At 36.8% G+C, this 24,253-nt stretch carries 23 protein-coding genes; 16 read left to right on the top strand and 7 right to left on the bottom strand.

Features of this window, described 5'->3' with window-relative positions; translation table 11 throughout:
• Nucleotides 1-9: 9 nt before the first annotated feature.
• Together FBF73_RS01350 and FBF73_RS01345 are read right to left on the bottom strand one after the other, a co-directional pair.
• Nucleotides 10-2,553, bottom strand: coding sequence for a YfhO family protein (locus FBF73_RS01350; protein ID WP_136936744.1), 2,544 nt, complete (start codon nucleotides 2,551-2,553; stop codon nucleotides 10-12).
• Nucleotides 2,554-2,614: 61 nt separating this feature from the next.
• Nucleotides 2,615-4,237 carry an ATP-binding cassette domain-containing protein gene (locus FBF73_RS01345; RefSeq protein ID WP_000958767.1) on the bottom strand — a complete coding sequence of 541 codons (1,623 nt, stop codon included), beginning with the start codon at nucleotides 4,235-4,237 and terminating at the stop codon, nucleotides 2,615-2,617.
• Between the two features lie 206 nt (nucleotides 4,238-4,443).
• Here FBF73_RS01345 and trpS point away from each other — a divergent pair, with 206 nt between their 5' ends.
• A complete protein-coding gene (gene trpS, locus FBF73_RS01340) occupies nucleotides 4,444-5,469 on the top strand; it encodes a tryptophan--tRNA ligase (protein ID WP_136936743.1) in 1,026 nt (341 codons plus the stop codon).
• Nucleotides 5,470-5,620: 151 nt separating this feature from the next.
• A complete protein-coding gene (guaB, locus tag FBF73_RS01335; RefSeq protein ID WP_136936742.1) occupies nucleotides 5,621-7,099 on the top strand; it encodes an IMP dehydrogenase in 1,479 nt (492 codons plus the stop codon).
• A gap of 49 nt (nucleotides 7,100-7,148) precedes the next feature.
• On the opposite strand, the gene recF is transcribed toward guaB, so the two are convergent.
• Nucleotides 7,149-8,246, bottom strand: coding sequence for a DNA replication/repair protein RecF (gene recF / locus FBF73_RS01330; RefSeq protein WP_136936741.1), 1,098 nt, complete (start codon nucleotides 8,244-8,246; stop codon nucleotides 7,149-7,151).
• Nucleotides 8,247-8,248: 2 nt separating this feature from the next.
• Nucleotides 8,249-8,617: a S4 domain-containing protein YaaA gene (gene yaaA, locus FBF73_RS01325; RefSeq protein ID WP_136936740.1), complete on the bottom strand. Its 369-nt coding sequence runs from the start codon at nucleotides 8,615-8,617 to the stop codon at nucleotides 8,249-8,251.
• A gap of 158 nt (nucleotides 8,618-8,775) precedes the next feature.
• Between yaaA and yfmF the strand changes: the two genes are divergently transcribed.
• The 12 genes from yfmF to tsf all read left to right on the top strand — a co-directional run bounded on the left by yfmF (nucleotide 8,776) and on the right by tsf (nucleotide 19,973).
• Nucleotides 8,776-10,026: an EF-P 5-aminopentanol modification-associated protein YfmF gene (yfmF, locus tag FBF73_RS01320; RefSeq protein ID WP_136936739.1), complete on the top strand. Its 1,251-nt coding sequence runs from the start codon at nucleotides 8,776-8,778 to the stop codon at nucleotides 10,024-10,026.
• Nucleotides 10,023-11,306, top strand: coding sequence for an EF-P 5-aminopentanol modification-associated protein YfmH (gene yfmH, locus FBF73_RS01315; protein WP_136936738.1), 1,284 nt, complete (start codon nucleotides 10,023-10,025; stop codon nucleotides 11,304-11,306). The genes yfmF and yfmH overlap by 4 nt, the downstream gene beginning before the upstream one ends.
• A 41-nt stretch (nucleotides 11,307-11,347) precedes the next feature.
• Nucleotides 11,348-12,175 (top strand): cytoskeleton protein RodZ, encoded by an 828-nt coding sequence (gene rodZ / locus FBF73_RS01310; protein ID WP_136936737.1) that lies wholly within the window; start codon nucleotides 11,348-11,350, stop codon nucleotides 12,173-12,175.
• 10 nt (nucleotides 12,176-12,185) lie between these two features.
• A complete protein-coding gene (gene pgsA, locus FBF73_RS01305) occupies nucleotides 12,186-12,731 on the top strand; it encodes a CDP-diacylglycerol--glycerol-3-phosphate 3-phosphatidyltransferase (RefSeq protein WP_020900979.1) in 546 nt (181 codons plus the stop codon).
• Nucleotides 12,728-13,555, top strand: a complete 828-nt coding sequence (locus FBF73_RS01300; protein WP_136936736.1) for an energy-coupling factor ABC transporter ATP-binding protein — start codon at nucleotides 12,728-12,730, stop codon at nucleotides 13,553-13,555. The genes pgsA and FBF73_RS01300 overlap by 4 nt, the downstream gene beginning before the upstream one ends.
• Nucleotides 13,540-14,379, top strand: coding sequence for an energy-coupling factor transporter ATPase (locus FBF73_RS01295; protein WP_136936735.1), 840 nt, complete (start codon nucleotides 13,540-13,542; stop codon nucleotides 14,377-14,379). The genes FBF73_RS01300 and FBF73_RS01295 overlap by 16 nt, the downstream gene beginning before the upstream one ends.
• Nucleotides 14,372-15,166: an energy-coupling factor transporter transmembrane component T family protein gene (locus tag FBF73_RS01290; RefSeq protein ID WP_136936734.1), complete on the top strand. Its 795-nt coding sequence runs from the start codon at nucleotides 14,372-14,374 to the stop codon at nucleotides 15,164-15,166. The genes FBF73_RS01295 and FBF73_RS01290 overlap by 8 nt, the downstream gene beginning before the upstream one ends.
• A 58-nt stretch (nucleotides 15,167-15,224) precedes the next feature.
• Nucleotides 15,225-16,043: a rod shape-determining protein MreC gene (mreC, locus tag FBF73_RS01285; protein ID WP_136936733.1), complete on the top strand. Its 819-nt coding sequence runs from the start codon at nucleotides 15,225-15,227 to the stop codon at nucleotides 16,041-16,043.
• Nucleotides 16,043-16,537 carry a rod shape-determining protein MreD gene (gene mreD, locus FBF73_RS01280; RefSeq protein WP_136936732.1) on the top strand — a complete coding sequence of 165 codons (495 nt, stop codon included), beginning with the start codon at nucleotides 16,043-16,045 and terminating at the stop codon, nucleotides 16,535-16,537. Before mreC ends, mreD begins: the two co-directional genes overlap by 1 nt.
• A gap of 93 nt (nucleotides 16,538-16,630) precedes the next feature.
• A complete protein-coding gene (pcsB, locus tag FBF73_RS01275) occupies nucleotides 16,631-17,848 on the top strand; it encodes a peptidoglycan hydrolase PcsB (protein ID WP_136936731.1) in 1,218 nt (405 codons plus the stop codon).
• A 226-nt stretch (nucleotides 17,849-18,074) separates the two neighbouring features.
• Nucleotides 18,075-18,854 carry a 30S ribosomal protein S2 gene (gene rpsB, locus FBF73_RS01270; RefSeq protein WP_000268459.1) on the top strand — a complete coding sequence of 260 codons (780 nt, stop codon included), beginning with the start codon at nucleotides 18,075-18,077 and terminating at the stop codon, nucleotides 18,852-18,854.
• Between the two features lie 78 nt (nucleotides 18,855-18,932).
• On the top strand, nucleotides 18,933-19,973 hold the full coding sequence (gene tsf, locus FBF73_RS01265; protein WP_000808071.1) for a translation elongation factor Ts: 1,041 nt from the start codon (nucleotides 18,933-18,935) through the stop codon (nucleotides 19,971-19,973).
• Between the two features lie 121 nt (nucleotides 19,974-20,094).
• Here tsf and cysK read toward each other — a convergent pair whose 3' ends face one another.
• The 3 genes from cysK to FBF73_RS01250 form a co-directional block, all read right to left on the bottom strand.
• Entirely contained in the window at nucleotides 20,095-21,021 is a 927-nt protein-coding gene (cysK, locus tag FBF73_RS01260; RefSeq protein WP_136936730.1) for a cysteine synthase A, read from the bottom strand.
• A 96-nt stretch (nucleotides 21,022-21,117) separates the two neighbouring features.
• Nucleotides 21,118-21,561 (bottom strand): PH domain-containing protein, encoded by a 444-nt coding sequence (locus FBF73_RS01255; RefSeq protein WP_136936729.1) that lies wholly within the window; start codon nucleotides 21,559-21,561, stop codon nucleotides 21,118-21,120.
• 15 nt (nucleotides 21,562-21,576) lie between these two features.
• Nucleotides 21,577-22,212, bottom strand: a complete 636-nt coding sequence (locus tag FBF73_RS01250) for a YigZ family protein (protein WP_136936728.1) — start codon at nucleotides 22,210-22,212, stop codon at nucleotides 21,577-21,579.
• 56 nt (nucleotides 22,213-22,268) lie between these two features.
• Between FBF73_RS01250 and FBF73_RS01245 the strand changes: the two genes are divergently transcribed.
• Entirely contained in the window at nucleotides 22,269-23,567 is a 1,299-nt protein-coding gene (locus tag FBF73_RS01245) for a DEAD/DEAH box helicase (RefSeq protein WP_136936727.1), read from the top strand.
• Complete coding sequence (locus tag FBF73_RS01240; RefSeq protein ID WP_136936726.1) at nucleotides 23,564-24,226, top strand: ComF family protein; 663 nt, start codon at nucleotides 23,564-23,566, stop codon at nucleotides 24,224-24,226. The genes FBF73_RS01245 and FBF73_RS01240 overlap by 4 nt, the downstream gene beginning before the upstream one ends.
• Nucleotides 24,227-24,253: the final 27 nt, after the last annotated feature.

Below are 24,253 nucleotides of genomic sequence, written 5' to 3'. Positions count from 1 at the left end.
GTCGATTTTTTATGCCTTAGATAACTTTCGTCTGTGATTATAGATTCCAAATAGTAAGAGAGAAGTAAAGGAACAAATTGCTCCAGTAATAAAACCATGGGGAATGAAGGAAAGTGTAATAGTTCCTTTCCCCTTAGGAACATCAACTTTCATAAATCCAGTTTGAGCTTGTTTAATTTCTATTTTCTTACCATCTTGGTAGGCAGACCAACCTTTGTCATAAGGAATGGTGAAGAAAATAGACGTATCTTGTTGGACATCATATGTAGCAAAAACCTTGTTTTTAGAAGTCGATACTGTGACAGGTTGTTCTTTGATTTTTTGAATAGCCTCAGTTAAAGTTTGAGTATCTAAACGATAGAAGGTAGGAGATTCAAATGATACTTGTGAATTTTCAGGGAAACTAACAGTAATATTGAAAGTTTTTTTCTCTTTTGTATAGCCTAGATTAAAAAAGGAGAATGTATTATCAGTTGTAAAAGTTTTCTTTTCCCCATTGACAAGAATGTCAACCTTTTTTTGTTTATCATTAGAAAAGTGAAGGTTTGTGAAAGAAAGATAAACTTGGCTGTTTTCTGTTACTTCAATTTGATACTGGATTGCTGCATCCTCATTTGAAGAACTTGTGACACTAATCAAATCATTAGTATTTTCTGTTTTGTCATAAGGGATTGGAGAAAAATAATCAAAATTGACGTTAGCAAGTTGATTTAAAAACGAGGCCTGATTATCCAAAGTGTGTTCATTGAACTTGACATTATTGTAAACAGATTGACTAGCAAAGGCAATCGGAAGAGAGAATTGATTTTCATATAGGGTAAGATTATCTTTTTGATATACATCTTGGAAACCATACTTATCAATAGGATTTTCTGAGATATTGTATTGGATACCAAATAAACTATCAGACAAAATGCTATTATTGGCATAACGGAGATTGAGATTGGTCCCAGAGGATTTAAACCCAAGCTTATCCAAAGTAGAGCTTGCTGAACGATTTCGAACAGAAGAAAATTGAGAGATTCCATTGTAGTTGAATTTCATACTGTCGTTTCCTGTCTGAGTTTCTAGTTTTTCAGTACGAGTAAATTGATTTCCAATATATGTTGAGAAAGATTCCATAGCTGGGATATCTCGATTATAAGCACTTCGAGAAGCAAATCCCCATTCCTTAGCAATTCCGTCCATTTGAGATGAAGCATTTAAGCTCATTTCAACCATTATAAATAAAGAGATTAGAATAGCAAATAGATTTACAGAGATAAATTTTTTGATAACTGCAAGGAGTAAAAGAGAATAGACAACTAAAAATTCAAGAGTAAGTAGAATATTCAAATTTGTTAAAAAAGAATAATGCGATTTTAGATAGATGGTAGCTAAAAATCCTGTTACAACAAGAAAAATCGAAGCTAAAAAATTCCATACTTTAATTTCTTTCAGACGATTTAAGACTTCTCCTGCTGTGTAAATTAACAAGGTAGAGAAAATCCAAGCATAGCGATGTAAAAACATGTTTGGAGTATGCATACCTTGCCAAAATAAATCAAGAGCTTCAATATAAAAGCTTGCAATTAGAAATGCAAAGAAGATTGCATAGATAAGTTTCACGTGAAACTTAATAGATTTCAGCGTAAAAAATAAAATGGTCAAAATAAAGGGAAGTAGTCCAACAAAAATCATTGGGATAGCCCCATACTTTGTTGTATCAAAGGAACCGATGAATTGCTTAGCAAAGAGATCAAGATACCAGCTACTTTCAGTTTGAAACTTTGTAACTTCTGTCAATTTTTCCCCATGTGTCTGTAAATCAAATAGAGTAGGAAGAGTCATAATCAAACTGGCCATTCCTGCTAAAAAGGAAGTAACAATAAAATCAAGAAAAGATGATTTTCGATTTTTAAAGTTCCAAGAAATTTGGCAGAGATACCAGAAAATAAGAAACAATGCTGTCATATATCCAAAATAATAGTTTTGAATAAACAAGATTGACAGACTTGTAAAGTATAGTAGGCGCTTCTTTTGTGTTATAAGTATATGTAATCCAGTTATAATTAAAGGAATCAAGATAAAAACATCTAACCAAGTTTTTATCTCTAGTTGACTAACAGAGAAACTCATCAGAGCATAGGAAGTAGATAAAGCTAGTTTTAAACACTTAGGAATCGATTGAAATAATTTATTTAAACTAAAGTAAGTTGACACTCCAATCAATCCAAATTTTAAGAGAGTTGTCATATAGACAGCATCTGGCATATTCGTTAGATTAAAAAAGTAAACTAGAGGTGAAAGGAAACTACCCAAGTAATAACTAGATAGGGCATAGAAATTTAATCCAAGGCCACTTGTAAAGGTGTAAAACAGACTACCATTTCCATGTAGGATATTTCGTAAGGCTACATCAAAAATAACGTATTGATGAAAGCCATCCCCTAATAGAGGAGAGTTGTCGCTATTCCAGTAGATACCTTGAGATAGATATACTCCTATCATAATGATTATGGGAATGATGAAAGAAACAAAATAGGTCCAATATGTTTTAAAAAATAATTTCATGTTACCTCATAAAATGTTAGAAAACTCAGCTGGTTAACCCAACTGAGTTTTGAAGTTTTATTTAGTCTTTCCAAAGTTCTTTAACTTTTGCTTGTACTTCTGCATTTTCTAGGAATTCATCATAGGTTTCATCGATACGGTCAATGACGCCATTTTTAGACAAGACAATGATATGGTTGGCTAGAGTTTGAATAAACTCGTGGTCATGGCTGGCAAAGATGATTGATTCTTTAAAGTTTTTCAATCCATCATTCAAGCTTGAGATAGATTCCAAGTCCAAGTGATTGGTTGGATCATCAAGTACAAGGACATTTGATTTCAAGAGCATGAGTTTTGAAAGCATGACACGAACTTTTTCTCCCCCTGACAAGACGTTTACAGGTTTGTTAACTTCATCTCCAGAGAAGAGCATACGGCCGAGGAAACCACGTAGGAAAGTATTGTCATCTTCCTCTTTACTTGCGAATTGACGCAACCAGTCAAGGATTGACTCTCCTCCTGCAAAATCTGCCGAGTTATCTTTTGGCAAGTAAGAACGGCTAGTAGTTACTCCCCACTTGACAGTTCCTTCATAGTCAATGTCACCCATGATTGCACGAATTAATGCAGTCGTTTGGATGTCATTTTGTCCAATTAGCGCTGTCTTATCACCTGGACGTAAGATAAAGCTGATATTATCTAAAATAGTCTCACCATCAATCTTTACAGATAGATTTTCTACTGTCAAGAGATCATTACCGATTTCACGTTCCGCTTTAAAGTTGATAAATGGATATTTACGACTAGATGGTACAATTTCTTCAAGTTCAATTTTATCAAGCATTTTCTTACGTGATGTTGCTTGCCTTGATTTAGAAGCATTGGCAGAGAAACGAGCAACGAATTCTTGCAATTGCTTAATTTTTTCTTCTGCTTTGGCATTACGGTCTGCTAGCAATTTAGCAGCGAGTTCAGAAGATTCCTTCCAGAAGTCATAGTTTCCGACATAGAGTTTGATTTTTCCAAAGTCAAGGTCGGCCATGTGAGTACATACTTTATTTAAGAAGTGACGGTCGTGGGATACTACGATAACGGTGTTATCAAAATCAATCAAGAAGTCTTCTAACCAAGTAATCGATTGGATGTCCAAACCGTTGGTAGGCTCGTCCAAAAGAAGAACATCTGGTTTACCAAAAAGTGCTTTGGCGAGGAGAACCTTTACTTTTTCACCGTTGGCCAATTCGCTCATGTTTTGATAGTGCAATTCTTCTGGAATGTTTAGGTTTTGAAGTAGTTGAGAGGCTTCGCTTTCTGCTTCCCAGCCTCCAAGCTCAGCAAACTCTCCTTCGAGTTCGGCAGCACGTACTCCATCCTCATCTGAGAAATCTTCCTTCATGTAGATAGCATCTTTCTCTTTCATGATGCTATAAAGTTTTTCATTTCCCATGATAACGACATCAATTGCACGTTCATCTTCATAGTCAAAGTGATTTTGACGAAGCACAGAGAGACGTTCATCTGGACCAAGAGAAATATGACCAGTAGTAGGTTCGATATCTCCAGCTAAAATTTTTAAAAAGGTTGATTTTCCGGCACCATTAGCACCGATTAATCCGTAAGTATTTCCTTCTGTAAATTTGATATTGACATCATCAAAAAGTTTGCGATCACTAAAACGTAGTGAAACATCAGATACTGTAAGCAATATTTTTCTCCTAATATGTGTGATAGTTTTATTTTACTAGAAAATACAGAAATATTCAAATTTTTATTTGTCAATTTTGTGTAAACTAGATTTACAGCAAACTTTACACAGATCCGTCAATAGCAAGGCTGATTTATTTTAATAAATTGCGGTTATTTCATTAAAAAAATGCTATAATTGAAGGGACCATATCGAAGGAGAATAAAATGACTAAACCCATTATTTTAACAGGAGACCGTCCGACAGGAAAATTGCATATTGGACATTATGTTGGAAGTCTCAAAAATCGAGTATTATTACAGGAAGAGGATAAGTATGATATGTTTGTGTTCTTGGCTGACCAACAAGCTTTGACAGATCATGCTAAAGACCCTCAAACCATTGTAGAGTCTATCGGAAATGTAGCTTTAGATTACCTTGCAGTTGGATTGGATCCAAGTAAATCAACTATCTTTATTCAAAGCAAAATTCCAGAATTAGCTGAGTTGTCTATGTATTATATGAATTTGGTGTCATTAGCACGTCTGGAGCGTAATCCAACTGTCAAGACAGAGATTGCTCAAAAGGGATTTGGAGAAAGTATTCCAACAGGATTTTTGGTTTATCCAATTGCACAAGCAGCTGACATCACAGCCTTTAAGGCCAATTATGTTCCTGTTGGTATAGATCAGAAACCAATGATTGAGCAAACTCGTGAAATTGTTCGTTCGTTTAACAATGCATATGACTGTAATGTCTTGGTTGAACCGGAAGGTATTTATCCAGAAAATGAGAGAGCAGGGCGTTTGCCTGGTTTAGATGGAAATGCTAAAATGTCTAAATCACTCAATAATGGTATTTATTTAGCTGATGATGCGGATACTTTGCGTAAAAAAGTAATGAGTATGTATACAGATCCAGATCATATCCGCGTTGAGGATCCAGGTAAGATTGAAGGAAATATGGTTTTCCATTATCTAGATGTTTTTGGTCGTCCAGAAGATGCTAGAGAAATTGCTGATATGAAAGAATATTATCAACGAGGTGGTCTTGGTGATGTGAAGACCAAGCGTTATCTACTTGAAATATTAGAACGTGAACTGGGTCCTATTCGTGAGCGCCGTATTGAATTTGCTAAGGATATGGGAGAAGTTTATAATATGCTTCAAAAAGGTAGTGAAAGAGCGCGTGAAGTTGCGGGTCAAACCCTATCTGAGGTTAAAGGGGCAATGGGACTTCAGTACTTTAACTAAGTTTATTTTACAAGAAACTATCATTTCTATCTCAAAGAAAAGATAGTTTTTTATTTATCCCTGTAACATTTGACAAATTTTTATAGAATGGTATGATAGATACAATATAAAAAGAGTCAAGCTCAAAAAGAAAGAAAAGAGGAAACTTCGAATGTCTAATTGGGACACTAAATTTTTGAAAAAAGGTTTTACCTTTGATGATGTATTGCTTATTCCAGCTGAAAGTCATGTGTTGCCTAACGATGCAAATTTAACAACTAAATTGGCAGATAATTTGACTTTAAATATCCCAATTATTACCGCTGCCATGGACACAGTTACAGAGAGTCAAATGGCCATTGCTATTGCTCGTGCAGGCGGTCTCGGAGTTATCCATAAAAACATGTCAATTGCTCAACAAGCAGAAGAGGTTCGTAAGGTAAAACGTTCTGAAAATGGAGTTATTATTGATCCGTTCTTCTTGACGCCTGAACATACAATTGCTGAAGCAGATGAGCTTATGGGTCGTTACCGCATCAGTGGTGTTCCAGTTGTTGAAACACTTGAAAATCGTAAATTGGTTGGTATTTTGACAAACCGAGATCTTCGTTTTATTTCAGACTATGACCAACCAATCTCAAATCATATGACTAGTGAAAATCTTGTTACTGCTCCTGTGGGTACAGATCTTGCAACAGCTGAGAGTATTCTTCAAGAACACCGTATTGAAAAGCTTCCTTTGGTAGATGAAGAAGGTCGCCTTTCTGGTTTGATTACTATCAAAGATATTGAAAAAGTTATTGAGTTTCCAAATGCTGCTAAAGATGAGTTTGGTCGTCTTCTAGTTGCAGGTGCAGTAGGTGTTACTTCAGATACATTTGAACGTGCAGAGGCTCTTTTTGAGGCAGGAGCGGATGCGATTGTTATTGATACTGCACATGGTCATTCTGCAGGTGTCTTGCGTAAAATTGCTGAGATTCGTGCTCACTTCCCAGATCGTACTTTGATTGCTGGAAATATTGCTACTGCTGAAGGAGCGCGCGCACTTTACGAAGCAGGTGTGGACGTTGTCAAAGTTGGGATTGGACCAGGTTCTATCTGTACTACTCGTGTGATTGCTGGTGTTGGTGTTCCGCAAGTAACAGCTATTTACGATGCTGCAGCTGTTGCGCGTGAATATGGTAAAACGATCATTGCTGACGGTGGAATCAAGTATTCTGGAGATATTGTAAAAGCCCTTGCTGCAGGTGGAAATGCAGTTATGCTTGGATCAATGTTTGCTGGAACTGATGAAGCTCCAGGCGAAACTGAAATCTTCCAAGGACGTAAGTTTAAGACTTACCGTGGTATGGGATCAATTGCTGCTATGAAGAAAGGTTCAAGCGATCGTTACTTCCAAGGTTCTATCAATGAAGCAAACAAACTTGTTCCAGAAGGAATTGAAGGTCGTGTTGCTTATAAAGGTGCGGCAGCTGATATTGTCTTCCAAATGATTGGAGGTATTCGCTCTGGTATGGGTTACTGTGGTGCAGCTAACCTTAAAGAACTACACGATAATGCTCAATTTATTGAAATGTCTGGTGCTGGTTTGAAAGAAAGCCACCCTCACGATGTACAAATTACTAATGAGGCACCAAATTATTCTATGTAAAAACAATGAAAAGAACTCCCGTGGAAATAGGAGTTCTTTTACAATGTTGTCAATTGTAATTTACAAAAACTTTACCATCCTGAATAGTGAAGATACTTAGATTTTCTGGCAGATTTTGAAGATGGTCTAAGCTTGTTGTTGTGATAAAAGTTTGGATTGAATGAGAAATCGTTTCTAATAATTTTAGTTGTCTAGTGTTGTCAAGTTCGCTCATAACATCGTCAAGCAGTAATATTGGAGATTCTGTAGTAATGCTTTCCATTAACTCGATTTCTGCTAATTTTATCGAGAGGACGAGACTACGATGTTGGCCTTGACTTCCGAAACTAGCATCCATTCTATTTATATAAAAAGAAATGTCATCCCGATGAGGACCAACACCAGTGTTCTTTTTAAATAAATCTCTGGACCTACTTTTTTCTAAAGCAATTTTGAAAGATTCGGATAAGTCTTCTTTGTCAGTTGTCTTGACAGAAGATTGATAAGATATTGACAACTCTTCAAGTTGATTAGAAAGCTCAAAATGTTTCTTACGACCAAAATATTCTAGTTTTTTTATGAAATTTAAGCGGTGATTCATCACACGACATCCATAATCGACTAGTTGATCATCTAAGACTGAAAGGAAGGTTTCATCTATTTTTTGAGCTGATTTTAGATAAGTGTTTCTTTGTTTTAGGATGTGGTTATAATTAGTTAAGTCTGATAGATAAATGGGCTTAATTTGTCCAAGCTCCATATCAATGAATTTTCGTCGAACTGAAGGAGCTCCTTTAATTAGTTGTAAATCTTCAGGAGCAAATAAGACAACATTCATGTGTCCGACATAATCTGAAAGTCGTGCCTGTTTTAAATGATTAACTTTTGTCACACGGCCTTTTTGTGTTAGTTCGATTTCTAGAGGAATGGATCCAGTTTTTTTCTGAACGAGACCTGAAAGATGAAGTTGTTCCTCATCAAAATGAATGAGATTTTTATCTGTTCGAGTTCGATGACTGCGTGTTAAGGCTAAAAAATAGATAGCCTCTAACATATTTGTTTTACCTTGTGCATTGCGTCCTAAAAAGACATTTAATTTAGGATTAAAGTCTATTTTCGTCTCTTTGTAGTTACGAAAAGTTTTGAGAGATAGGTGTTGTAGCCACATGATTATCTACCAGGGAATCGTGGAGCTTGTTTGCTTTTTAGTGATGAAGTAGGTTTAGAGTTGTCTTTTTTTACTCCCTTATTCATCCCCTTGACGAGTTTAGCGATTCGTTCTTTTTCAACTTTATCATCTTGGTATTCATCCTGTTCTTCAGAAGTAGGTTGTGTCAACAAGATGTCAATATTCATGTCAGGGATGTCAACTTTATCACCAATACGAAGTTTTTTACCACGACGATTTTCTAATTCCCCATTAAAGTAAACAGAATGTTCAGAGAGAAATGATTTAATAGCTCCTCCGCTATGTGTAATTCCAAGTTCTTTGAGTAGTGCTTGGAGGGTAATAAATTCTTCAAATAATTTGTATTCCATAATTCACCTCAATCTTTGGTATTATACCATATTTTCCTAAAAATAGTGAGAGAAACAAGGAGTAATGTAAGCGATTTTTATTTCAAAAGTGTTACAGAGAACAAGAAAATTTCAGGTTTTCGTGATATAATAGAAGTCTGTATATAAGGAGGTAAATCATGGAGTTAGTGCATGGAATTTCAACACATTTTATCCAATCAAAAAAGTTTAAAACGAACAAAATCGCCGTGCGTTTTACCGCTCCATTATCCCTCGATACGATTACAGGTCGCATGTTGAGTGCGAGTATGCTAGAGACTGCTAATCAGATGTACCCCACTTCTCAAGATTTGAGAAGACATTTGGCTAGTCTATACGGTACAGATATGTCAACCAATTGTTTCAGAAGAGGACAAAGTCACATTGTAGAATTGACATTTACCTATGTTCGTGATGAGTTTTTAAGTAGGAAAAATGTGCTAACTTCTCAGGTTTTAAAACTTGTAAAAGAAATTCTTTTTTCACCCATGCTAGTTGATAATGGATTTGATCCGTCCTTATTTGAAATTGAGAAAAAGCAATTGCTAGCAAGTTTAGCAGCTGATATGGATGATTCTTTTTATTTCGCACATAAAGAATTAGATAAATTGTTTTTTTATGATGAACGTCTCAAATTGGAATATAGTGATTTACGAAATCGTATTTTAGCTGAAACTCCACAAAGTTCTTATTCTTGTTTCCAAGAATTTTTGGCCAATGATCGAATAGATTTCTTTTTCCTAGGTGATTTTAATGAGGTTGAAATTCAAAATGTATTAGAATCATTTGGCTTTAAAGGTCGAGAAGGAGATGTGACGGTTCAGTATTGTCAACCTTATTCCAATATCCTGCAGGAAGGTATGGTTCGGAAAAATGTGGGACAATCCATTTTGGAATTAGGTTATCATTGTCCTTCTGAATATGGTGATGAGCAACATTTACCCATGATTGTAATGAATGGTTTACTTGGCGAATTTGCTCACTCTAAACTATTTACAAATGTCCGTGAAAATGCTGGATTGGCTTATACTATTTCAAGTCAGCTCGATTTGTTTAGTGGATTCTTGAGGATGTATGCTGGTATCAATCGAGAAAATCGGAACCAGGCTCGTAAAATGATGAATAATCAACTGATTGATTTAAAAAAAGGATATTTTACAGAGATTGAGTTAGAGCAGACCAAAGAAATGATTCGTCGGTCTTTATTACTTTCTCAAGATAATCAATCTTCATTGATTGAACGTGCTTATCAAAATGCCTTACTTGGAAAATCTTCAGCAGACTTTAAAAGTTGGATTGCAAAACTCGATCAAGTTGACAAAGAGGCTATTTGTAGAGCAGCTAATAATGTGAAACTACAAGCGATTTACTTTATGGAAGGAATAGAATGACAAAGGTTGTTTTTGAAGAAAAATACTATCCAGCTGTAAAAGAAATAGTTTATCGAACTCGTTTGTCAAATGGATTGACAGTTGCTCTTTTGCCTAAAAAGGAATTTAAAGAGGTTTACGGTAGTGTAACTGTACAGTTTGGTTCGGTAGATACGTTTGTCACAGAAGTTGACGGAGATGTAGAAGAATATCCTGGAGGAATTGCTCATTTTCTTGAACATAAATTATTTGAGAGAGAAGATGCTAGCGATTTGATGTCAGCTTTTACGAGTCTAGGTGCGGATAGCAATGCCTTTACAAGCTTTACAAAAACAAGCTATCTTTTTTCAGCAACGGATCATTTTTTAGAAAATTTAGAGTTACTTGATGAATTGGTAACATCAGCACATTTTACTGAAGATTCCATTTTAAGAGAGCAGGATATTATTCAGCAAGAACGAGAAATGTATCAAGATAATCCAGATTCGTGTTTATTCTTTTCAACTTTAGCGAATTTGTATCCTGGGACACCTTTAGCAACTGATATAGTTGGAAGTGAGGAGTCCATTTCCCAAATCAATCTAACTAATTTGCAAGAAAATTTTACAAGGTTTTACAAACCTGTAAACATGTCTCTATTTTTAGTTGGCAATTTTGACGTGGATCAAGTACAGGACTATTTTGAAAGAAAAGAACTGGAAGATTTAGATGTTCAGGAAGTAGCAAGAGAAAAGTTTGTTTTACAAGATGTAAAGCACACAGACAGTATGAGAATGGAAGTGTCTTCTCCCAAACTAGCGATTGGTGTTAGAGGTAAGAGAAAAGTTGCTGAGGAAAATTGCTATCGATATCATATTTTATTAAAATTATTATTTGCAATGATGTTTGGTTGGACTTCGGATCGTTTTCAGAAATTATATGAATCAGGTAAAATTGATGCGTCCTTATCTCTTGAAGTTGAAGTAACAAGTCGCTTTCATTTTGTCATGTTGACAATGGATACAAAAGAGCCAGTTGCTTTATCTCATCAGTTTAGGAAGGCTATTCGTAATTTTACAAAGGATTTAGATATTACAGAAGATCATCTAGATACTATAAAAAGAGAGATGTTTGGAGAATTTTTCAGTAGCATGAACTCTCTTGAATTTATTGCAATGCAATATGATGCTTTTGAAAATGGTGAGACAATTTTTGATTTGCCGAAAATTTTACAGGAAATTACTTTAGAGGATGTCCTTGATGCTGGACATCATTTAATAGATGATGGTGATATAGTTGATTTTACAATATTCCCATCGTAGTAACCTATCATAATCGATACTAGAAAGAAGGAATGACAAGTATGAGGAAAAAAACAATTGGTGAGGTTTTACGTTTAGCTAGAACCAACCAAGGGTTGACTTTAGAAGAATTACACAAAAAAACAGAAATTCAGTTGGATATGTTGGAAGCGATGGAAGCTGATGATTTTGATCAACTTCCTAGTCCATTTTATACTCGTTCTTTTTTGAGAAAGTATGCGTGGGCAGTTGAGCTAGATGAGCGAATTGTCTTGGATGCTTATGATTCTGGGAGCATGATTACTTATGAAGAAGTAGATGTTGATGAAGACGAGTTGACAGGTAGGAGACGTTCAAGTAAGAAAAATAAGGCATCATTTTTACCTTTATTTTATTTTATACTCTTTGCATTATCGATTGTCATTTTTGTGACCTATTATGTTTGGAATTATCTCCAGACTCAACCTGAGCGTTCATCTGCGTCTAGTTATAGTGTAGTCCAAGCAACAAGCTCAACTAGTTCTGTAACTTCATCCTCAAGTAGTAGTTCATCAAGTAGCTCTTCGAATATGGAACCAGCTATAACGGTATCAGGTGAAGGAAATCAAGTAGAAGTTGCTTATAAAACGAGTAAGGAAACTGCAAAATTACAATTATCAGTCTCAGATGCTAGAAGTTGGGTTAGTGTTTCAGAAAGTGAGCTTGAGGGTGGAGTGACCTTATCACCAGATAATAAAAGTGCGGAAACAACAGTTTCAACTAAAAATTCTGTGACCATTACTTTAGGTGTTGTCAAAGGTGTAGCTTTAACAGTAGATAATCAGACCGTTGACTTATCAAAATTAACAGCTCAGACTGGAAAAATCACTGTAACCTTTACTAAAAATTAAGGAAAAACGAATGAAAAAAGAACAAATTCCAAATCTCTTAACAATAGGTCGAATTCTCTTTATACCTATTTTTATCTTTATTTTAACGGTAGGAAATTCGATAGAGAGTCATATAGTAGCAGCTATTATCTTTGCTATTGCCAGTATTACCGATTATTTAGATGGATATTTAGCTCGTAAATGGAATGTGGTCAGTAATTTTGGTAAATTTGCAGATCCCATGGCGGATAAGTTACTAGTTATGTCGGCTTTTATTATGTTGATTGAGTTAGGAATGGCTCCGGCTTGGATTGTTGCAGTGATTATCTGTCGTGAGTTGGCTGTGACAGGTTTAAGGCTTTTATTGGTTGAAACTGGTGGGACGGTTTTAGCAGCAGCAATGCCTGGAAAAATTAAAACTTTCAGTCAGATGTTTGCCATTATTTTCTTGCTATTACACTGGACTTTGATTGGCCAAGTTCTACTTTATGTAGCCTTGTTTTTCACTATCTACTCTGGCTATGATTATTTCAAGGGTAGTGCCTATGTATTTAAAGGGACATTTGGTTCGAAATGAAATCAATAATTGATGTAAAAAATCTTTCTTTTCGCTATAAGGAAAGTCAGGAATACTACGATGTGAAGGGTATTACGTTTCACGTGAAACGTGGAGAATGGCTTTCGATTGTAGGGCATAATGGTAGTGGTAAATCAACGACGGTTCGATTAATTGATGGTTTACTGGAAGCAGAATCTGGAGAGATTGTAATTGATGGGCAACGTTTGACTGAGGAAAATGTTTGGAATATACGTCGTCAAATCGGTATGGTTTTTCAAAATCCAGATAATCAATTTGTTGGAGCGACTGTTGAAGATGATGTTGCCTTTGGTTTGGAAAATCAGGGACTTTCTCGTCAAGAAATGAAGAAGAGAGTGGAAGAAGCTCTGGATTTGGTTGGCATGTTGGACTTTAAAAAGAGAGAGCCAGCGCGTCTATCAGGTGGCCAAAAGCAACGTGTTGCTATTGCAGGTGTTGTAGCCCTAAGACCAGCGATTCTAATTCTAGATGAGGCAACGAGTATGTTGGATCCTGAGGGGCGTAGAGAACTGATTGAGACAGTAAAAGAAATTCGAAAAGATTATGATATGACGGTCATTTCCATCACACATGATTTGGAAGAAGTTGCCATGAGTGATCGTGTATTGGTCATGAAAAAAGGGGAAATTGAATCAACCAGTAGCCCAAGAGAACTTTTCTCTCGAAATGATTTAGATCAAATTGGATTAGACGATCCTTTTGCCAATCAATTAAAACATTCTCTGAGCCAGAATGGCTATGATTTACCTGAAAATTATTTGACAGAAAGTGAGCTAGAGGATAAGCTATGGGAATTGCTCTAGAAAATGTGAGTTTTAAGTACCAAGAAGGGACTCCCTTAGCTTCAACAGCTTTGTCGGATGTTTCTTTGACGATTGAAGACGGTTCTTATACGGCTTTAATTGGACACACAGGTAGTGGTAAATCAACTATTTTACAACTATTAAATGGTTTATTGGTGCCAAGTCAAGGGAGTGTGCGAGTTTTTGATACCTTAATCACCTCGACTTCTAAAAATAAAGATATTCGTCAAATTAGAAAACAGGTTGGCTTGGTATTTCAGTTTGCTGAAAATCAGATTTTTGAAGAAACGGTTTTGAAAGACGTTGCTTTTGGACCGCAAAATTTTGGAGTTTCTGAAGAAGATGCGGAGCAGATTGCGCGTGAAAAACTGGCTCTGGTTGGAATTGATGAATCACTTTTTAATCGTAGCCCGTTTGAGCTGTCAGGTGGACAAATGAGACGTGTGGCCATTGCAGGTATACTTGCCATGGAACCAGCCATATTAGTCTTAGATGAGCCCACAGCAGGCCTGGATCCTCTGGGTAGAAAAGAGTTGATGAATTTGTTCAAAAAACTCCACCAATCAGGGATGACCATCGTCTTGGTAACACATTTGATGGATGATGTTGCCGAATATGCGAATCAAGTCTATGTGATGGAAAAGGGACGTTTAGTTAAAGGGGGGAAACCGAGTGATGTCTTTCAAGATGTTGTCTTCATGGAAAAAGTACAGTTGGGAGTACCTAAAATTACGGCCTTTTGTAAACGATTGGCTAATAGAGGCGTGTCATTTAAACGATTACCGATTAAGATAGAGGAGTTCAAGGAGTCGCTAAATGGATAGTATGATTTTGGGGCGTTATATCCCAGGGAATTCGATTGTTCACCGATTGGATCCACGTAGCAAATTGCTTGCTATGATGTTACTGATTTTAATCGTTTTTTGGGCTAATAATCCCTTGACGAATCTAATTCTTTTTATAGCGACAGGGATATTTATTGCCTTGTCAGGAGTATCTCTTTCATTTTTTATTCAGGGCTTGAAGTCTATGTTTTTCTTGATTGCCTTCACAACTATTTTTCAACTATTTTTCATTTCTAATGGGAATGTTTTATTTGAGTTTTCGTTTGTGAGAATCACGGATTATGCTTTGCAACAAGCTGGGATTATTTTTTGTCGCTTCGTATTGATTATTTTCTTTTCAACTTTGTTAACCTTAACTACCATGCCCTTAAGTTTGGCATCAGCTGTCGAAGCTTTATTAGCACCTTTAAAGCGTGTGAAAGTTCCAGTTCATGAAATTGGCTTAATGCTATCTATGAGTTTGCGTTTTGTTCCGACATTAATGGATGATACGACGCGGATTATGAATGCACAGAAAGCGCGTGGAGTGGATTTTGGTGAAGGAAACATTGTTCAAAAGGTGAAGGCGATGATTCCTATTTTGATTCCTCTTTTTGCGACAAGTTTAAAACGTGCAGATTCCTTGGCTATCGCTATGGAAGCGCGTGGTTATCAGGGGGGAAAAGGTAGAAGTCAATACCGACAACTGAAATGGACTAGAAAGGATACGCTGACCATTCTTGTTATTATCGTACTTGGTTGTTGCTTATTTTTCTTAAAATCTTAGTAGCTTTCAGGAATTGATAAAAAATTACTGTAACAGTTTTTGATATAAAGGTAGGGATATGAACCGTTTTAAAAAATCAAAATATGTCATTATTGTTTTTGTCACTGTTCTGCTTGTGTCAGCTCTCTTAGCGACGACTTATTCAAGTACAATTGTGACAAAATTAGGAGATGGAATCTCATTGGTTGATAGAGTTGTACAAAAACCTTTTCAGTGGTTTGATTCTGTCAAATCAGATTTGGCTCATTTGACACGAACATATAATGAAAATGAAAGTTTGAAGAAACAAATTTACCAATTAGAAGTTAAATCAAATGAGGCGGAAAGTTTAAAGACAGAAAATGAGCGACTGCGCCAATTGCTTGATATGAAGTCCAAATTGCAAGCTACAAAGACTTTAGCAGCAGATGTTATTATGCGTTCTCCAGTATCTTGGAAGCAGGAATTGACCTTAGATGCAGGGAAATCAAAAGGGGCTTCTGAAAACATGTTAGCCATTGCAAATGGTGGTTTGATTGGGAGTGTTTCAAAAGTGGAGGACAACTCTACTATGGTCAACCTTCTGACAAATACGGAAAATGCTGATAAGATTTCTGTTAAAATTCAACATAGTTCTACAACAATTTATGGGATTATTGTTGGCTATGACAAGGAAAATGAGGTTCTTAAAATTAGTCAATTAAATAGTAATAGCGATATTAGTGCAGGCGATAAGGTGACAACGGGTGGATTAGGAAACTTTAATGTTGCTGATATTCCTGTTGGTGAAGTGGTTGCCACAACGCATAGTACGGACTATTTGACACGAGAAGTAACTGTTAAATTGAGTGCAGATACTCATAATGTGAGTGTGATAGAATTAGTGGGGAATTCATAATGAGACAGCTGAAGTGGGTTGGAGTGTTTTTATTGCTTCCTTTCTTTGTTCTAATTGATGCTCATATTAGCCAGCTTTTGGGCTCATTATTTCCCCATGTAAAGTTAGCTAGTCATTTTCTATTTTTGTTTCTCTTATTTGAGACGATTGAAGTATCAGAGTATCTCTATTTAGCCTATTGTTTTGTGGTGGGTTTGGTTTATGACATTTACTTTTTCCACTTGATAGGGATTGCGACTTTGTTGTTCGTCTTGTTGGGGGTATTTCTCCATAAATTTAATAGCGTTATTTTATTGAATCGTTGGACGAGAATGTTGGCAATTATTGTCATAACTTTTCTATTTGAGATAGGGGCATATATACTTGCATTAGTGGTAGGTTTAACTGTGGATAGTATGTCTTTGTTCATAGTCTATAGTTTAGTTCCATCAATGATTTTGAATTTTGTCTGGATAGTCATTTTCCAGTTTATTTTTGAAAAATATTATCTATGAGAAAGAAATACAAATGTAATAAAGGCGTAATATTTATTATGTCTTTTTTTGGTATACTAGTATTGTCTTAAATAGAAGGAGTATCTACATAATATGAAGAAAAGAATCTTAGCGTCACTTTTACTAAGTACAGTGATGGTTTCTCAAGCAGCTGTTTTAACAAATGCGCATGCAGAGACTACTGATGAAAAAATTGCTGCTCAAGATAATAAAATTAGTAACTTAACAGCACAACAACAAGAAGCTCAAAAACAAGTAGATCAAATCCAAACACAAGTTTCAACAATTCAAACAGAACAGTCTAATCTACAAGCAGAAAATGAAAGATTACAGGCAGAATCTAAAAAGCTTGAAGGAGAGATCACTGAGCTTTCTAAGAATATTGTTGCTCGTAATGATTCGTTGGAAAAGCAAGCTCGTAGTGCTCAAACAAATGGGGCGGCGACTAGCTACATTAACACAATTGTAAACTCAAAATCAATTACTGAAGCTATTTCACGTGTTGCAGCTATGAGTGAGATTGTATCAGCTAATAATAAAATGTTAGAACAACAAAAGGCTGATAAAAAGTCAATTGCTGAAAAGCAAGTTGCTAATAATGAAGCTATCAACACAGTAATCGCTAATCAACAAACACTTGCTGATGATGCACAAGCGTTGACAACTAAACAAGCAGAGTTGAAAGTTGCTGAGTTAAACCTTGCTGCTGAGAAAGCTACCGCTGAGGATGAAAAAGCAAGTTTACTTGATCAAAAAGCGGCAGCAGAAGCAGCTGCCAAAGCAGCAGCAGAAGCAGAAGCAGCTTATAAAGCTAAACAAGCAAGTCAACAACAAACGGTTGTTGATTCTGGGAATACAACTTTCACTGCACAAGTTCAAGCAGTATTTAGTTCGTCTGAATCATCTTCAAGCAGTGCTTCAACAGAATCAACAAGCTATACTCCTGCGCCAGTGACACATCGTCCAACATATAGTACAAATGCTTCAAGTTATCCAACAGGAGAGTGTACATGGGGTGCTAAGACATTGGCGCCTTGGGCTGGAGACTACTGGGGTAATGGAGCACAGTGGGCTACAAGTGCAGCGGCAGCAGGATTCCGTACAGGATCTACACCTCAAGTTGGTGCGATTGCATGTTGGAATGATGGTGGATATGGACACGTAGCCGTGGTTACAGCTGTTTCATCATCAACAAGTATCCAAGTATCTGAATCAAACTATGGTGGAAACCGTACAATCGGAAATAAACGTGGATGGTTCAATCCTACTACAACTTCAGAAGGTTTTGTAACATATATCTATCCAAACTAATGAATAAAACGAAGAGGCTCGATTTGAGTCTCTTTTATAATTTATATAGTTACCTTACTTTAAAAATCTACTAAAATCACTTGAAAATATTGAAAAAGTATGGTAAAATGAAACTTGTCGTGTGAACGATAATACTCATTCTTGATGAATTGTGAAACAGTTGCCTTTGGGTCGTTTTGCGAGTTGAAGTCAAGAAGAGGAAAAAAAACAAAAAGGAGAAATACTCATGGCAGTAATTTCAATGAAACAACTTCTTGAGGCTGGTGTACACTTTGGTCACCAAACTCGTCGCTGGAACCCTAAGATGGCTAAGTACATCTTCACTGAGCGTAACGGAATCCACGTTATCGACTTGCAACAAACTGTAAAATACGCTGACCAAGCATATGACTTCATGCGTGATGCAGCAGCTAACGATGCAGTTGTATTGTTCGTTGGTACTAAGAAACAAGCAGCTGATGCGGTTGCTGAAGAAGCAGTACGTTCAGGTCAATACTTCATCAACCACCGTTGGTTGGGTGGAACTCTTACAAACTGGGGAACAATCCAAAAACGTATCGCTCGTTTGAAAGAAATCAAACGTATGGAAGAAGATGGAACTTTTGAAGTTCTTCCTAAGAAAGAAGTTGCACTTCTTAACAAACAACGTGCACGTCTTGAAAAATTCTTGGGTGGTATCGAAGATATGCCTCGTATCCCAGATGTGATGTACGTAGTTGACCCACATAAAGAGCAAATCGCTGTTAAAGAAGCTAAAAAATTGGGAATCCCAGTTGTAGCGATGGTTGACACAAATACTGATCCAGATGATATCGATGTAATCATCCCAGCTAACGATGACGCTATCCGCGCTGTTAAATTGATCACAGCTAAATTGGCTGACGCTATCATCGAAGGACGTCAAGGTGAAGATGCAGCAGCAGTTGAAGCAGAATTTGCAGCTTCAGAAGCTCAAGCAGATTCAATCGAAGAAATCGTTGAAGTTGTAGAAGGCGACAACGCTTAATTTATATAAATAGTAATTACCTAGGAGGGCGGGGCTTAGCCCGGCTCTCCTATTTTTAAAAAATATAGGAGAATCAAAATGGCAGAAATTACAGCTAAACTTGTAAAAGAGTTGCGTGAAAAATCTGGTGCCGGTGTTATGGACGCTAAAAAAGCGCTTGTAGAAACAGACGGTGACATCGAAAAAGCGATTGAATTGCTTCGTGAAAAAGGTATGGCTAAGGCAGCTAAGAAAGCTGACCGTGTTGCTGCAGAAGGTTTGACTGGTGTTTATGTTAACGGTAATGTTGCAGCAGTTATTGAAGTAAACGCTGAAACTGACTTCGTTGCGAAAAACGCTCAATTCGTTGAATTGGTAAATACTACAGCTAAAGTTATTGCTGAAGGAAAACCTGCTAATAATGAAGAAGCACTTGCTTTGACAATGCCTTCAGGTGAAACTCTTGAAGCTGCATACGTATCTGCAACAGCAACTATCGGAGAAAAAATCTCATTCCGTCGCTTTGCATTGATTGAAAAAACAGATGCACAACACTTTGGAGCTTACCAACATAACGGTGGACGTATCGGTGTTATTTCAGTTGTTGAAGGTGGAGACGAAGCACTTGCTAAACAATTGTCAATGCACATCGCAGCGATGAAACCAACAGTTCTTTCTTACAAAGAATTGGATGAGCAATTTGTTAAAGATGAGTTGGCACAATTGAACCACGTAATCGACCAAGATAATGAAAGCCGTGCAATGGTTAACAAACCAGCTCTTCCACACTTGAAGTATGGATCAAAATCTCAATTGACTGATGAAGTGATCGCCCAAGCTGAAGCTGATATCAAAGCTGAATTGGCTGCAGAAGGCAAACCAGAAAAAATCTGGGACAAAATCATCCCAGGTAAAATGGATCGCTTCATGCTTGACAACACTAAAGTTGACCAAGCTTACACACTTCTTGCACAAGTCTACATCATGGATGACAGCAAGACAGTTGAAGCATACCTTGAATCAGTTAATGCTTCAGTAGTTGAGTTCGCTCGCTTTGAAGTTGGTGAAGGTATCGAAAAAGCTGCAAACGACTTCGAAGCTGAAGTTGCAGCTACAATGGCAGCAGCCTTGAATAACTAATAATAAAAAGGAAGCCGAATTGCTTCCTTTTTTCTATGCAGTCGATTTTTATAGGGGGATGTTCCTATTTTTAAGATATAAATAAAAAGCCCTATAATAAGGGCTAAGTGTATTTCGGAGACTACACTTCAAATTCATAGAGTGCTGTAGATAAATAACGTTCGCCGTTATCTGGTGCTAGAGCAAGGACTTTCTTACCTGTACCTAATTTCTTTGCAACTTCAATTGCTCCGTAGATAGCTGCCGCTGAAGAAATCCCTACAAGGAATCCTTCTTTTCCACCAATTTCACGGCCGAGTGCTAGAGCATCGTCTGATGTTACACGAACGATACCATCATAAGCGTTTGTATCAAGTGTATCAGGAATAAATCCAGCTGAGATACCTTGAATTTTGTGAGGACCAGGTTTTTCACCAGATAGAATAGCAGATTCATCTGCTTCTACTGCAAAAACTTGAATGTTAGAATTTGCTGTTTTGAGTGCATGAGAAACACCAGAAATTGTTCCACCGGTACCAACTCCTGCAACAAAGGCATCTAATCCATCTTTACCGAAAGCAGCTAGTATCTCAGCTCCTGTTGTTCTTTCGTGTACTTCTGGATTAGCTGGATTGTCAAATTGAAGAGGAAGGAAACCATCACGTTCAGCAGCGATTTTTTGAGCTTTAGCAATAGCGCCTTTCATTCCCTCACTACCAGGAGTTAGGACGAGTTCAGCACCATAAGCTTGGATAATCTTACGTCGTTCTACACTCATAGTTTCAGGCATAACGATGACGACTTTATACCCTTTAGCAGCACCTACCCATGAAAGTCCAATACCAGTGTTTCCACTTGTTGCTTCAACAATTGTAGAACCGGGTTTCAAAATACCGTCTTGTTCAGCTTTTTCAATCATGCTAAGAGCAATACGATCTTTTACAGAAGAACCAGGGTTGAATGCTTCAAGCTTTACATAGACGTCCGCAGCCCCTTCTGGCACGATGTTGTTGAGTTTAACAATCGGAGTTTGACCGATTAATTCAGTAATGTTGTTATAAATAGACATATGAATACCTCTTTGTATAAGATATTTCTAGTATAACGCTATCTATACCATTTGTAAAATATAGAAATCCTATCGAAGTGATAGGATTTTTTTATATCACAGGTCTAAGCCGTTAATTTTCAAGCGATTGTGATAGGCTAATTCTAATAAATAGGTGTAAAGTGGAATGATATCCGTTTTCTTAGGGAATTCAAATTTATGAGCACTAAAATGCTCATTATGTGCTTTTAGAAAGACATTTTCTAAATAAGTAATAGTAATTTCACTATCATCTATACCTGCTCCAGCAGTTTCCATTTCAACGTTAACAATGTTCATCAAAAAGATTGATTTAATAGACATCTTACGACCAGTAGCGCCTTGTTTATCTGTAAAGATAATACGGATATTTGTAAATATAATTGAGTCACGAATCAGTTTATATCCACTTTGAATTTCCTCATTTTCTAGTAGATATTGTCCATATTCTTTGATAAGAGTTTCTTTGTTTTGCTCGCTAAAGTTACCAGCGAGTCCTTGAATGAATTTACCAAATGCCATATTTTTCTCCTTTATTTACACTAAGTTTACAGGAACTTCAACTTCTCGTAAACCTTGATCAGTTAAGGTAACTTTTCCATTAAAAAACTCCACAAGTGTAGCTTTAATATTTTCTTTGTCTTCTTTATCAACATAAATCATCGTATCGACTTGATCTGTAAAATTTGTATCTAGCTCAATGAGGTTATGTTCTTTAAGGAAGTTACTGTACTCTTGGTACTGAGCGTAAGACATTTGAATAGCAATGCCAGCCTGTTCTTTTATTTCAATGATGCCAATTTCTTTGACAGCTAAGGCAACACTGCCAGCGTAAGCACGAATCAATCCTCCAGCGCCTAGTTTAATGCCACCAAAGTAGCGTGTCACTACCACACAGACATTGGTGAGATTGTGATTTTCTAGTACCCCAAGCATGGGAACGCCAGCAGTACCACTAGGCTCACCATCATCACTTGTACGTTTAATTTCACTACGCTCCCCAATAATAAAAGCAGAGCAGTTATGCGTAGCTTTGTAGTGTTCTTTTTTGATGGCAGTAATGAAGTCACGAGCCTCTTCTTCGCTATAAACACGCTTGGCATGACAGATAAAGCGGGATTTTTTGATTTCTTCTTGGACTTGACCGTCCTCTTTAATTGTTCTAAATTCCATGATTTAATTGTACTAAAAAATCATTTAAAGCGCTAGGTTTTTACGAATAAAGAAGTATGAAAGTAAATCCAAATTATCTCGGTCGGTTGTTTACGGAGAATGAATTAACTAAAGAGGAACGTCAGTTGGCGGAGAAACTTCCAGCAATGAGAAAAGAGAAGGGAAAACTTTTCTGTCAACGTTGTAATGGTACTATTCTAGAAGAATGGTATTTACCTATCGGTGCTTACTATTGTCGGAAGTGCTTGCTGATGAAGCGAGTCAGGAGTGATCAAGATTTATACTATTTTCCGCAGGAGGATTTTCCTAAACAGAATGTTCTTAAATGGCGTGGTCAATTAACTCCTTTTCAAGAAAAGGTGTCAGAGGGACTGATTCAAGCAGTAGACAAGCAAGAACCAACATTAGTTCATGCGGTTACAGGAGCTGGAAAGACAGAAATGATTTATCAAGTAGTGGCTAAAGTGATCAATGCGGGTGGTGCAGTATGTTTGGCCAGTCCTCGCATAGATGTTTGTTTGGAGCTATACAAGCGCTTGCAAGATGATTTTGCTTGTGAGATAGCTCTTCTACACGGGGAATCAGATCCATATTTTCGAACACCATTAGTTGTTGCGACGACCCATCAGTTATTGAAGTTTTATCAAGCTTTTGATTTGCTGATAGTGGATGAAGTAGATGCTTTTCCTTATATTGACAATCCCACGCTTTACCACGCTGTCAAGAATAGTGTAAAGGAGAATGGCTTGAGAATCTTTTTAACAGCGACTTCGACTGATGAGTTAGATAGGAAGGTTCGCATAGGAGAACTAAAACGATTGAGCTTGCCAAGACGATTTCATGGAAATCCGTTGATTATTCCTAAACCTGTCTGGTTATCCGATTTTAATCGCTATTTAGAGAAGAAGTGTTTGTCACCAAAGTTAAAGTCTTATATTGAGAAGCAGAGAAAGACAGCTTATCCGTTACTCATTTTTGCTTCAGAAATTAAGAAAGGGCAGCAGTTAAAAGAAATCTTACAGGAGCAATTTCCAAATGAGAAAATTGGTTTTGTATCGTCTGTCACAGAAGATCGATTAGAGAAAGTACAAGCTTTTCGAGATGGGGTGCTGACTATACTCATCAGTACGACAATATTGGAGCGTGGAGTTACCTTCCCTTGTGTGGATGTTTTCGTAGTAGAGGCCAATCATCGCCTTTTTACCAAGTCTAGCTTGATTCAGATTGGTGGACGAGTTGGGCGAAGCATGGATAGACCGACAGGAGATTTGCTTTTCTTCCATGATGGGTTAAATACTTCAATCAAGAAGGCAATTAAGGAAATTCATCAGATGAACAAGGAGGCGAGTCTATGAAGTGCTTATTGTGTGGGCAGACTATGAAGGCTGTTTTAACTTTTAGTAGTCTCTTACTTTTGAAGAATGATGACTCTTGTCTTTGTTCAGACTGTGACTCTACTTTTGAGAGGATTGGAGAAGAGAATTGTCCAAACTGTATGAAAACAGGTCTGTCAACAAAGTGTCAAGATTGTCAATTTTGGTGTAAAGAAGGAGTTGAGGTCAGTCATAGAGCGATTTTTACTTACAATCAAGCTATGAAGGATTTTTTCAGTCGGTATAAGTTTGACGGAGACTTCCTTTTAAGAAAAGTGTTCGCTTCATTTTTAAGTGAGGAGTTAAAAAAGTACAAAGAGTATCAATTTGTCGTAATTCCCCTAAGTCCTGAAAGATTACTTGAGAGGGGATTTAACCAGGTTGAAGGTTTAGTTGAAGTAGCAGGGTTCTCTTTTCAAGACTTACTGGATAAGGGAGAAGAGAGAGCTAGTTATTCTAAAAGTCGTTCAGAACGCTTGGGGACAGAATTTCCTTTCTTTATTAAAAGTGGAGTTACTATTCCTAAAAAAATCTTACTTATAGATGACATTTATACTACTGGAACAACTATAAATCGTGTGAAGAAACTGTTGGAAGAGGCTGGTGCTGAGGATGTAAAAACATTTTCCCTTGTAAGATGAGGAAAAAATTTGCAAAACTAAAATGAA

It is taken from the genome of Streptococcus mitis (assembly GCF_005144795.1).
Lineage (GTDB): Bacteria > Bacillota > Bacilli > Lactobacillales > Streptococcaceae > Streptococcus > Streptococcus mitis_BB.
This window is presented reverse-complemented; position numbering and strand designations above follow the sequence as displayed.

What these genes read in the sequence shown, in the direction of transcription:
- FBF73_RS01350 (WP_136936744.1), bottom strand. Translation starts at nt 2,553, where the DNA reads ATGAAATTATTTTTTAAAACATATTGGACCTATTTTGTTTCTTTCATC.
- trpS (WP_136936743.1), top strand. Translation starts at nt 4,444, where the DNA reads ATGACTAAACCCATTATTTTAACAGGAGACCGTCCGACAGGAAAATTG.
- guaB (WP_136936742.1), top strand. Translation starts at nt 5,621, where the DNA reads ATGTCTAATTGGGACACTAAATTTTTGAAAAAAGGTTTTACCTTTGAT.
- recF (WP_136936741.1), bottom strand. Translation starts at nt 8,246, where the DNA reads ATGTGGCTACAACACCTATCTCTCAAAACTTTTCGTAACTACAAAGAG.
- yaaA (WP_136936740.1), bottom strand. Translation starts at nt 8,617, where the DNA reads ATGGAATACAAATTATTTGAAGAATTTATTACCCTCCAAGCACTACTC.
- yfmF (WP_136936739.1), top strand. Translation starts at nt 8,776, where the DNA reads ATGGAGTTAGTGCATGGAATTTCAACACATTTTATCCAATCAAAAAAG.
- yfmH (WP_136936738.1), top strand. Translation starts at nt 10,023, where the DNA reads ATGACAAAGGTTGTTTTTGAAGAAAAATACTATCCAGCTGTAAAAGAA.
- rodZ (WP_136936737.1), top strand. Translation starts at nt 11,348, where the DNA reads ATGAGGAAAAAAACAATTGGTGAGGTTTTACGTTTAGCTAGAACCAAC.
- pgsA (WP_020900979.1), top strand. Translation starts at nt 12,186, where the DNA reads ATGAAAAAAGAACAAATTCCAAATCTCTTAACAATAGGTCGAATTCTC.
- FBF73_RS01300 (WP_136936736.1), top strand. Translation starts at nt 12,728, where the DNA reads ATGAAATCAATAATTGATGTAAAAAATCTTTCTTTTCGCTATAAGGAA.
- FBF73_RS01295 (WP_136936735.1), top strand. Translation starts at nt 13,540, where the DNA reads ATGGGAATTGCTCTAGAAAATGTGAGTTTTAAGTACCAAGAAGGGACT.
- FBF73_RS01290 (WP_136936734.1), top strand. Translation starts at nt 14,372, where the DNA reads ATGGATAGTATGATTTTGGGGCGTTATATCCCAGGGAATTCGATTGTT.
- mreC (WP_136936733.1), top strand. Translation starts at nt 15,225, where the DNA reads ATGAACCGTTTTAAAAAATCAAAATATGTCATTATTGTTTTTGTCACT.
- mreD (WP_136936732.1), top strand. Translation starts at nt 16,043, where the DNA reads ATGAGACAGCTGAAGTGGGTTGGAGTGTTTTTATTGCTTCCTTTCTTT.
- pcsB (WP_136936731.1), top strand. Translation starts at nt 16,631, where the DNA reads ATGAAGAAAAGAATCTTAGCGTCACTTTTACTAAGTACAGTGATGGTT.
- rpsB (WP_000268459.1), top strand. Translation starts at nt 18,075, where the DNA reads ATGGCAGTAATTTCAATGAAACAACTTCTTGAGGCTGGTGTACACTTT.
- tsf (WP_000808071.1), top strand. Translation starts at nt 18,933, where the DNA reads ATGGCAGAAATTACAGCTAAACTTGTAAAAGAGTTGCGTGAAAAATCT.
- cysK (WP_136936730.1), bottom strand. Translation starts at nt 21,021, where the DNA reads ATGTCTATTTATAACAACATTACTGAATTAATCGGTCAAACTCCGATT.
- FBF73_RS01255 (WP_136936729.1), bottom strand. Translation starts at nt 21,561, where the DNA reads ATGGCATTTGGTAAATTCATTCAAGGACTCGCTGGTAACTTTAGCGAG.
- FBF73_RS01250 (WP_136936728.1), bottom strand. Translation starts at nt 22,212, where the DNA reads ATGGAATTTAGAACAATTAAAGAGGACGGTCAAGTCCAAGAAGAAATC.
- FBF73_RS01245 (WP_136936727.1), top strand. Translation starts at nt 22,269, where the DNA reads ATGAAAGTAAATCCAAATTATCTCGGTCGGTTGTTTACGGAGAATGAA.
- FBF73_RS01240 (WP_136936726.1), top strand. Translation starts at nt 23,564, where the DNA reads ATGAAGTGCTTATTGTGTGGGCAGACTATGAAGGCTGTTTTAACTTTT.